This window comes from Trinickia dabaoshanensis, assembly GCF_002879885.1.
GTDB lineage: Bacteria > Pseudomonadota > Gammaproteobacteria > Burkholderiales > Burkholderiaceae > Trinickia > Trinickia dabaoshanensis.
In genome coordinates this window covers 114,593-120,750 of the sequence record NZ_PNYA01000025.1, presented here as the reverse complement: position 1 = coordinate 120,750, position 6,158 = coordinate 114,593, and the positions used below count along the sequence as shown (strand labels likewise).

Below are 6,158 nucleotides of genomic sequence, written 5' to 3'. Positions count from 1 at the left end.
CTACAGCGGCTCATTGCCGAGTTCGCGGGCTTGCTCGCCCAAATCGCACCGCACCGTACCCACAGCGCTACCGCCCAAAAAACAAACCCCATGCTCCGAAAAACATGGGGTTCGTCAGCAGTCTGAGCCGCGTCCCGTAAGACGCGGCTTTTTTTGTCGCCTATATTGCGAGCCGGCTCAGCGCTGTTTTAGCTTAGCGAATGCAGCGGCCATCGCGCCGGCCGGTTCGCTTTCGCGTGCACGCTGCGGTGCGCGTGAGGCTCCGGCGGGGCGGCTCGAGCCACGTTCGTCGCGCGAGGCAGGGGCGGCGTCGTCGGCCAGGCGCATCGTCAAGGCGATGCGCTGCCGTTTGACGTCGACCTCGATCACTTTGACCTTGACCACTTGGCCGGCCTTGACGACCTCGTGCGGGTCCTTGATGAACTTCGTCGACATCGCCGAAACGTGAACGAGCCCGTCTTGGTGAACGCCGATATCGACGAATGCGCCGAAGGCCGCGACGTTCGTGACAACGCCTTCGAGGACCATCCCAGGCGTGAGATCGGAAATCTTCTCGACGCCTTCGCGGAACGTCGCCGTCTTGAATTCGGGGCGTGGATCGCGGCCCGGCTTTTCGAGTTCGGCGAGGATATCGCGCACCGTCGGCAAGCCGAAGCGCTCGTCGACGAATTCGGCGGGCGACAGTCCGCTCAGCGCGTCGCGATTGCCGAGGACGTCGCCGATTTGCTTGCGGATTTTCGCGAGCATCCGCTCGACGACCGGATACGCTTCCGGGTGCACCGACGAGCGATCGAGCGGGTTCTCGCCGCCATTGATGCGCAAAAAGCCCGCGGCCTGCTCGAACGTTTTCTCGCCGAGGCGGGGCACCTTGCGAAGGTGCTCGCGCGACGGGAACGGGCCGTTCGAATCGCGGTATTCGACGATATTGCGCGCCAGCGTGCTGTTCAATCCGGAAACACGAGCGAGCAGGGCGACCGAGGCCGTGTTGGCATCGACCCCGACGGCGTTCACGCAGTCTTCCACCACGGCGTCGAGCGAACGGGCCAGTTCGCGCTGATTGACATCGTGCTGATATTGACCGACGCCGATCGCCTTCGGCTCGATCTTGACGAGTTCGGCGAGCGGATCTTGGAGTCGGCGGGCGATCGAGACAGCGCCGCGCAGCGAGACGTCGAGATCCGGAAACTCCTTCGCGGCGAGCTCGGACGCCGAATACACGGACGCGCCGGCTTCCGAGACGACGATCTTTTGCAGCTTCAGTTCCGGATGGCGAGCGATGAGTTCGCTCGCCAGCTTGTCGGTTTCGCGCGAAGCGGTGCCGTTGCCGATACTGATCAGTTCGGCCTGCGTCTGCGCCGCGATACGCGCGAGCTTGGCGAGCGAGCCGTCCCAGTCGCGACGGGGCTCGTGCGGATAGATGGTATCGGTCGCGAGCAGCTTGCCCGTACGGTCGACGACAGCCACCTTGACGCCGGTGCGCAAGCCCGGATCGAGGCCGATGACGGCCTTCGGGCCCGCCGGCGCGGCCAACAGCAAGTCTTTCAAGTTTCGGGCGAACACGCGAATCGCTTCGTGCTCGGCGGCTTCACGCAACTGCGTCAGCAGTTCGTTTTCGAGATGTGGCTGCACTTTCACGCGCCAGCACCAGCGGCAGACGTCGGACAGCCACTTGTCGGCCGGGCGGCCTTGATTCGAGATGCCAGCATGGCGTGCGATGAGCGCCTCGCAAGGATGCGGCACTTGCGCGTCGAGTTCCTCGCCGAGCCCGAGCTTGATCGTCAAAACGCCGGCGTTGCGGCCCCGGAACAGCGCGAGCGCACGGTGCGACGGCACCGTCTTCCACGTTTCGGCGTAGTCGTAGTAATCGCGGAATTTCTCGCCTTCTTCGTTTTCCTTGCCTTCCACCACGGACGAGGAGACGACGCCGCGTTCTGACAGGTACTCGCGCAGCTTGCCTAGCAACTCGGCCGTTTCGCCGAATCGCTCGGAGAGGATGTCGCGTGCACCGTCGAGCGCCGCTTTGACGTCGGCTACGCCCTTTTCGGCATCGACGTATGCCGCGGCTTCGGTTTGCGGGTCGAGGCGAGGATCGGCGAGCAATGCTTGCGCGAGCGGCTCGAGGCCCGCTTCGCGGGCGATTTGCGCGCGCGTGCGCCGCTTCTGCTTGTAGGGCAGGTACAGATCTTCGAGGGCTTGCTTGCTGTCGGCCGCTTCGATGGCCGAGCGCAACTCATCGGTCAGCTTGCCTTGTTCCTCGATGCTCGCGACGATCGTGGCGCGCCGCTCTTCCATTTCGCGAAGGTAAAGCAGGCGCTCTTCGAGCTGGCGCAATTGCGTATCGTCGAGGTTGCCCGTGACTTCCTTGCGGTAGCGGGCGATGAACGGGACGGTGGAGCCTTCGTCGAGCAGTTGCACGGCTGCTGCCACTTGACGCGGCTGCACGGTGAGCTCGGTCGCGATGCGCTGTACGATCTTGAGTGCTACGGTGTCCGTCATAGAAGCGTTTGGCTGCGAGGCCCCGGCGACGTACCCCCAAAAGCGGGGAAACGCCGGCCGGCGGCCGAGTTGCTGAAGCGGCGCATTTTGCCACAAATGCCCGGCCGGTCGAGCGCGGGTGTTAGAATTTCGACCATGTTCCGATCCCCGCCCACGACGTTGCCAACCTCCCGTTTTTCTTTTGCTCCGCGCGCCGCCATTCTCGCCCTGACGGCGCTCGCGTGTTCGTTCGCGATGTCCGCCGCATCCGCGCAAGCGGTGCCGGCCGATGTATCCGCCGCATCTGCTTCCGCGGCGAGCGACGCCGCGGCTGCCCGCGTCCGCGACTTTCAGGCGCGCCAGGATGCGCTCGACGCGCGCACTGCGCAAAACGATTACGCGTACGGCGTGGTGACGCATAATTGCTACAGCAAGTTTTTCGTCAATGCCTGCCTGGGCAGCGCGCGCGACAAGATGCGCGCCGTGCGTGGGCAAATCCATGCGGAGCAACTAGCGCTCGACGACGAGCGCCGGTCCGCCCATGCGCAGCAGCGTGACGAGCAAGATGCGCTGCGCCGTGCCCGCGACGAGCAAGAGGCGCCGCAGCGGGCGGCTACGGCAGCGCAGAACGCGCAGGCGTACGAGCAAAAGCAGCGTCAGCATGAACTGGATCAGGCCCAGCGAGGCGCCGAAGCGCCCCAGCGCGCGGCTAACCAAGCGGCCTACGAGAACAAGCAGTCGGATTATCAGCGCAAGCTAGAGCAGGCCCGGCAAAACGCGGCGAAGGATGCGGCGGAACGGGCCGAGCGGGCGCAGCGGTTCTCGCAAAAACAAGCCGACGCGGCGCAGCACAAGGCCGACGTGGAGGCCCGCCAGAAGCAGGCGGCGCAAAAGGCTCAGGAACAGCAGCAGGAACAGAAGCAGCAGCAGGAACAGCAAAAGCGTTTGCAGCAGGAGCAGCGGGACAGCGACTGAGGCTCGGCGGTTTTGCTGGTGGACGGTAACCTCAGGCGTGCCGCCGCATCGAGCGGCGGGCGGGCCTAACGAACCGAGGAGTCGACCATGCGTGGCCATCAGGCGATCCAACCGAACGCGCTTCAAGATCGCATTTTGCAGTTGCAGTCGGAGCATAGCGAACTCGATCGCATGATCGACAAATTGGCAATCTCCTCGGATATCACCGACCTCGAGCTTAGGCGTCTTAAAAAGCGCAAGCTCAAGGTCAAAGACGACATCTTGTTGCTGCAATTGCAGCTCGAACCGGACAGGCACGCGTAAGCGGCGAGCGGGCAAGCGTTCGCGCCGCGCGCCTCGCGCCGGATATTGCAGGGAAACGCTTGCCTTGAACTCACCGCTCGATGCCTCTACCGGGGCGCCGCTCGCCGCGGCGCCTCAATCGCCCAAGGGGCACTCCGAAGGCGCCGCGCAGACGGCGCCGGCCAAGCAGGACGTGCGCTCGCCGCACGCGCTTGCGGCTGCGCTCGCCCCGCGCCGGCGCGCCGAACTCGATGCGATTTTTGCGAACGACGGTCTGCTCGCCCGCACGATCGACGGCTACCGGCCCCGTGCCTCTCAAATCGAGATGGCTTGCGCGGTGGCGGCGGCCATGGAAGCCTCCGGGCGGTCGATGCCCGAGCCCGCGATGTTCGAGGCGCAACGCCGCCCCGCCCGCCGCCTACGCAGCGAGGCAGAGGGCGAGAGCCCTGGCGAGGGCGCCGAGGCCCCGAAATCCGAGGAGGGCACGGACGGCGAGAACACGCTGATCGTGGAAGCCGGCACGGGCACGGGCAAAACATTCGCGTATCTCGTCCCGGCCATGCTCTGGGGCGGCAAAGTCATCGTTTCGACGGGTACGAAGCACCTGCAAGACCAGCTCTTCCAACGCGACGTGCCGACCGTTCGCGATGCGCTCGCCGTGCCGGTGTCGGTCGCGATGCTCAAAGGGCGGGCCAACTACCTCTGCCATTACTATTTGCAGCGCACCGCGGACAATGGGCGCTTGCCGTCGCGCCAAGACACGGCTTACCTGCAGGACATCGTGCGCTTCGCCAAGATCACGCGCACCGGCGACAAGGCCGAGCTGGCGAGCGTCCCCGAGAACGCCGCGGTCTGGTCGATGGTGACATCGACGCGCGAGAACTGTCTCGGCCAGGAGTGCCCGAACTACAAGGACTGCTTCGTGATGCAGGCCCGGCGCGAAGCTCAGCAAGCGGACATCGTCGTCGTCAACCATCACTTGTTCTTCGCCGACATCATGTTGCGCGACACGGGGATGGCTGAACTTTTGCCTACCGCCAACACGATCGTGTTCGACGAGGCGCACCAGTTGCCGGAGACGGCGACGCTGTTCTTTGGCGAAACGCTCTCGACGGCGCAACTGCTCGAACTTGCGCGCGACGTCGTGGCCGAGGGCTTGGCGCATGCGCGCGACGCCGTCGAATGGGTCAAGCTGGGTGCTGCGCTGGAACGTGCCGCGCGCGACGTGCGGCTCGCGTTCAAAGACGATACGCTGCGCGTGTCGGCCGCTCAGTTGGGCGACGAGCACGCTCTGTACGGCGCCCTCGATGCGTTGGAGGTGGCGCTGGAGGCGGTCGCCGCCGCGCTCGCGGGCCAAGCCGAGCGCGCCGAATCCTTGGGTGCCTGCTTGCGGCGTGCCCGGGAGTTGCAAGATCAACTATCGCGATGGACGACGCTGCCCGCAGATGAGACGCCCGCAGCAACGGCATCGTCCGCAACGGCGCCCTCTGGCGGTGCCGATTTCAACGAACGTATCCGATGGGTGGAAGTGTTCGCCCATTCGGTCCAGCTCCACGAAACGCCGCTGTCGGTCGCGCCGATCTTCGCGAAGCAGCGCGCCGGGGTGCCGCGTGCCTGGATCTTCACGTCGGCGACATTATCGGTACGCGGCGATTTCACGCACTACGCGGCCCAGATGGGGCTCGACGCGCGCCGCTCGATGACGCTGCCAAGCCCATTCGACTACGGCACGCAAGGGTTGCTGTACGTTCCGCGCAACTTGCCGCAACCGTCGTCACCGGCTTTTACGGACGCCGTGTTCGAGGCCGCGCTGCCCGCCATCGAAGCGGCGGGTGGGGGCGTTTTCGTCTTGTGCACGACGTTGCGCGCGGTGGACCGCATCGCCAACAAGCTGCGCGAAGTGATCGAGGCGCGCGGATGGTCGATGCCGTTGCTCGTGCAGGGCGACGCAAGCCGCACCGAGCTGCTCGATCGTTTCCGTGCCTATGGCAACGCGATCCTCGTCGGAAGCCAGAGCTTTTGGGAGGGCGTGGACGTGCGCGGCGATGCGCTTTCGCTCGTCGTCATCGACAAGCTGCCGTTCGCTCCTCCCGACGATCCCGTGCTGTCCGCGCGCCTCGACGCACTGACGAAAAAGGGGCTCAGCCCGTTTGCCGTGCATCAGTTGCCGCAGGCGGTCATTACGTTGAAGCAGGGCGCGGGCCGCTTGATTCGCGCGGAAACCGATCGGGGCGTGTTGATGATTTGCGATACGCGTTTGGTCGATAAACCTTATGGGCGCCGGATTTGGCAAAGTCTGCCGCCGTTCAAACGCACACGCGAAATCGAAGTGGTACGAGAATTCTTCGAGGAGAACAAAGCGCAGCGCTGAGCGGGACGACCGTCGAGCGAAGGCCGCTCAGCCAACAAAAAACCGGTCGCATGGA

General features: G+C 65.0%; 4 protein-coding genes. 3 read left to right on the top strand and 1 reads right to left on the bottom strand.

Annotation, left to right across the window (positions count from 1 at the left end; translation table 11 throughout):
- Nucleotides 1–177 precede the first annotated feature (177 nt).
- Entirely contained in the window at nucleotides 178–2,496 is a 2,319-nt protein-coding gene (locus C0Z18_RS24210; protein ID WP_102647997.1) for a Tex family protein, read from the bottom strand.
- A gap of 135 nt (nucleotides 2,497–2,631) precedes the next feature.
- Here C0Z18_RS24210 and C0Z18_RS24205 point away from each other — a divergent pair, with 135 nt between their 5' ends.
- The 3 genes from C0Z18_RS24205 to C0Z18_RS24195 all read left to right on the top strand — a co-directional run bounded on the left by C0Z18_RS24205 (nucleotide 2,632) and on the right by C0Z18_RS24195 (nucleotide 6,103).
- Entirely contained in the window at nucleotides 2,632–3,450 is an 819-nt protein-coding gene (locus tag C0Z18_RS24205; protein WP_102647980.1) for a colicin transporter, read from the top strand.
- Between the two features lie 87 nt (nucleotides 3,451–3,537).
- Nucleotides 3,538–3,753, top strand: coding sequence for a DUF465 domain-containing protein (locus C0Z18_RS24200; protein WP_102647979.1), 216 nt, complete (start codon nucleotides 3,538–3,540; stop codon nucleotides 3,751–3,753).
- Between the two features lie 172 nt (nucleotides 3,754–3,925).
- A complete protein-coding gene (locus C0Z18_RS24195) occupies nucleotides 3,926–6,103 on the top strand; it encodes an ATP-dependent DNA helicase (RefSeq protein ID WP_233217463.1) in 2,178 nt (725 codons plus the stop codon).
- The last annotated feature ends 55 nt before the right edge of the window (nucleotides 6,104–6,158 follow it).

What these genes read in the sequence shown, in the direction of transcription:
- C0Z18_RS24210 (WP_102647997.1), bottom strand. Translation starts at nt 2,496, where the DNA reads ATGACGGACACCGTAGCACTCAAGATCGTACAGCGCATCGCGACCGAG.
- C0Z18_RS24205 (WP_102647980.1), top strand. Translation starts at nt 2,632, where the DNA reads ATGTTCCGATCCCCGCCCACGACGTTGCCAACCTCCCGTTTTTCTTTT.
- C0Z18_RS24200 (WP_102647979.1), top strand. Translation starts at nt 3,538, where the DNA reads ATGCGTGGCCATCAGGCGATCCAACCGAACGCGCTTCAAGATCGCATT.